Annotated in this window: 4 protein-coding genes; 1 reads left to right on the forward strand and 3 read right to left on the reverse strand. The window is 72.1% G+C overall.

All coding sequences use genetic code 11. From position 1 onward, the window contains the following. Window positions 1-25: 25 nt before the first annotated feature. From HG543_RS52400 to HG543_RS52410, 3 genes are all read right to left on the reverse strand, one after another. Window positions 26-247, reverse strand: a complete 222-nt coding sequence (locus HG543_RS52400) for a hypothetical protein (protein WP_169352480.1) — start codon at window positions 245-247, stop codon at window positions 26-28. A gap of 141 nt (window positions 248-388) precedes the next feature. Beyond that, window positions 389-1,255, reverse strand: coding sequence for a hypothetical protein (locus HG543_RS52405; protein ID WP_169352481.1), 867 nt, complete (start codon window positions 1,253-1,255; stop codon window positions 389-391). Window positions 1,256-1,301: 46 nt separating this feature from the next. Then, window positions 1,302-2,039: an immunity 52 family protein gene (locus HG543_RS52410; protein WP_169352482.1), complete on the reverse strand. Its 738-nt coding sequence runs from the start codon at window positions 2,037-2,039 to the stop codon at window positions 1,302-1,304. Window positions 2,040-2,172: 133 nt separating this feature from the next. On the opposite strand from HG543_RS52410, the gene HG543_RS52415 reads away from it, so the two are divergent. Continuing rightward, the coding region (locus HG543_RS52415; RefSeq protein ID WP_169352483.1) for a serine/threonine protein kinase at window positions 2,173-3,530 on the forward strand (1,358 nt) is incomplete at its 3' end.

Consider the following 3,530-nt stretch of genomic DNA (forward strand, 5'->3'; position numbering starts at 1 on the left):
GGGGTACGGGGGGGAACGGCGGTCGTCATGAATCGTCTCCAACGCTGAGCGGCTCGGACTGGCGGCTGCGCAACCAGCGCAACACCTGCGGGCGGAGCCAGAGCCGGGGGCGTCCGGCCCCCAAATCCAGCACGGGCCGCGGCATGTCCGGATAGCGGCGCAGATAGGTGCTGACGCTGTTGGCGTGGCTCAAGCGCAGGAGCCCCGCCACGCCCTGGGCGTCAATCAAATCCTCGGTTTTCACCATGGGGCACATGTGGGCCTGTCTATACCCATAGACACCGTCCGGTGCACGGCTTCTTTCCGGGAAGGCCGGGCGGGCGTCCTGGGGCGCACATCGGGGCGGGGCCTCGGACGCACGCCCGCCCGGGAGGCCGCGGCCGGGCGGCTATTCGAGCGCCTTCAGCAGGGCGTCCCGTTCGCCGGTGAGCTTCTTCGAGTTGAGAGCCTTGCGAATTAGCCGCGCGGCCTCCGGGCGGACGGCCGCGTCGCCCAGCCGGGGGAGCCAGCGGGCGCGCAGTTCCTCCAGTTGCTGCCGCTGGGTGAGCTCCGTGGTGCGGAGCCACTCCTCCAGCTCCGTGAGGACGGGGGGCCTGAGTACCTGGAGCCGCTCGGCCTCGGCGACCTCCTCCGGCTTCAGGGTGTAGCGGCGCGAGGCCCAATCCTCGGGCACAGGGCCCCACCGCTCGGCGAGGGCGCGCAGGCCGTGCCGGACGTCATCGAGGGTGTCCTCCCACCGGGGGCCGGAGCCCACGCCCCACTCGGAGAGCCGGTGCCCGTTCTCGCTCTCGAGCACCACGCCTGGCGCGACCCGGCCCCACACGTCGAAGTGATGGTTGTGGGAGAGGAAGGCGCTCTCGACGTACGCGTCGCCAAAGACGTAGGTGCCGTGCGGCTCATCCTCGCCGAACAGGCGCCGGACGCGGAGCTCGCCGAGGACGATGAGATAGCCGCTCGTGTAGAGCGTCTGCGCGACGAGGTTGCCGCGCACGAAGACGAGCCCGCCCGGGTTCTCGAGCCACCCGTCGACGATGAGGTCCCCCTCGATGAAGGTCGACCTCTTGGGGTTCTCCAGGGCGAGCGATGGAACGCGCCCGCCGGAGAACACCCCGGCGCCGCTCTTGTTGAAGCCGTGCGCGAGGACCTGGGGGTCCACGTCCATGCCCAGCCGGGCGCCCCGGGTCCTGAAGCCCTTGTAGGGGCGCAGATAGGTGGTGGCCTCGTCCGGGGACAACCAGCGCAGGAGGGGGAGCATGCGCCGGCGACCCTAGTCAGCGCCCCACCCCGGACGCCACTCCCCGTCAGCGCCCCGAGTACGTCGACGGCCTCCACGGCCGCAGCGCGCCCAGCAGCTTCGCGCACCGCAGGGCCTCGCGGACCTGCTCGGCCAATTCCACGTGCTCGGGATTGGAGGCACTGAACCGGTCGGGAGTCAGCACCACCAGCGTGCCCAGCCCCTCCACCGGCTCCACCTCCACGGGCTTCGGCAACGGGGGCACCTCGCCCCGCCTACGAGAGAAGTACATCATCCACCCCACGAACGTGCCGGCCCGGGCCCGGCCCGACACCATGTCCCGATGATTGTCCGACGTGGCCACCGCCCACTCCGGCTCCCACGCCACCGCCATGCTCCTCAGCACCGCCTTCATCACGCCCGCGCTCACCACCCGCTCCGCCACCGGCCCGTAGGACGGCGGCTTCAGCAGGCACACCGCCGACGTCTGGTGTGACGCCGAGCCACACCGCAGGCTCACGCCCGTCACCTCGTCCCGGCGCTCGCCCGCCCACGCCCACAGGCTCACCCCGTCCCCGGGCTCCTGGTTCTCCCGCCGCCCGAACATCCGCGTCAGGTTCGCCACGTCCGGCTCGAAGGGCAGCAGCCTCGACGCCTCGAACGACTCCGCCGCCTCGCACCACCTCGACCACGACGGGTCGCACCGCCCCACCGAGCGGAAGAAGGTCTCCGCCCGCCGCGCACACGCCTCGGCGGACTCCTTCCGTCCCAGCCAATACGCACCCGCGTACCAGGTCTCGTTCATCGTCAACCTCTCCTGGAACGTCCGCCGGACGACTCAACCGGCGACGTCCTCCATCAGTGACAGAACACACCAGGTCTCCACAAGCCCGCTCAACCTGCTAGGTTGATGGAAACGCAGGAGACCTACCACGGCCATGAGCTCGGACATCCCCAAGGTGAACCCGGACGCGCTGCCCCCCGGCACGGTGGTGGGCGGCTGCTGGCGCCTCCTCGAACGGCTGGGCGCCGGCGGCTATGGCGCCGTCTACAAGGTGGAGACCACGTACGACCCGGGCCGCTACTTCGCGCTGAAGCTGTCGCGCGAGCCCTACGAGCCCCGCTCCCGCCGCGAGCTCACCCTGCTGATGGACAAGGCCGTCCACCCGCACGTGGTGGCCGTCCACGCCTGTGGCCGCTGGCCGGACGTCGTCAGCGGTCACTTCTTCTTCGTCATGGACTGGGTGCCCGGACCCGCCCTCCACCTCTGGGCCGACCTGCACAATCCCTCCTTCCAGCAGTTCGCGGACGCCGCGCGCCGCCTGTCCCTCATCCTGGATGCCCTGCACGTCGCGGGCGTGCAGCACCGCGACCTCAAGCCCGAGCACATCCTCATGCGCGGCCCCCACGGAGACCCGGTCCTCATCGACCTGGGCTCGGGCGACTACGCCGGCGCGCCCACCCTCACCACCGGGCCCCTGCCGCCGGGCACCCTCCACCTGCGCAGCCCCGAGGCCGTCCGCTACCACCAGCGCCACTGGCGGCGCCCGGAGGCCCGCTACGTCGCCACCACCTCTGATGACCTCTACGCGCTCGGCGTCTGCCTCTACCGCGCCGCCACCGGCCACTACCCGTTCTCCCCCGAGTGGCCCACCGACGTGCTGTACGCCGCCATCGCCTCCCAGCAGCCGCCCGCGCCCTCCGCCGTGAACCCCCGCGTCCCCACCGCGCTCGACGCCGTCATCCTCCGCCTCCTGGAGAAGGCCCCCGACCGCCGCTTCGAGACCGGCGCCCAGCTCCATGAAGCCCTGGGGCTGGCCCTGCGCGAGCACCCGCATGAGGCCTGGGAGGCGCCCCTCTTCGAGTGGCATGAGGCCGTTCCCGCCGAAGCCACCTCCGCCCACGCCCGCCGAACCCGCCGTCCCCTCTGGCCGACCCACACCCACCGGCCGCCCTCGCTCGCCCGGGCGAAGCTCCTGCGCCTGTGGGACGAGCTGGTCGGGCTCGTGCGGCCCCCTCCGAAGCCCGTCCCCCACGCGTCCCCCGGCAAGGCCCTGCTGGAGGGCAAGGCGCGCCGCGTGTACCCGAGGCGCCGTCGGGCGCTGGTCGCGGCGGCCGGCCTCGCCACCGTGGCCGGCCTGACAATGCTGGGGGCTCGTGCATCGGGAGCATGGGGGAACACTACTGTGCAGGTGGGGTTCGAGGCAACCACCGCAGTCGGTCAGAAAATGGCGGGCCCCGCGGAGGCCCTCCAGACTGCCCCGGCCGCAGCCCCGCCACCGGCGGAGCCCACCCC

It is taken from the genome of Pyxidicoccus fallax (assembly GCF_012933655.1).
GTDB classification, from domain to species: Bacteria; Myxococcota; Myxococcia; order Myxococcales; family Myxococcaceae; genus Myxococcus; species Myxococcus fallax.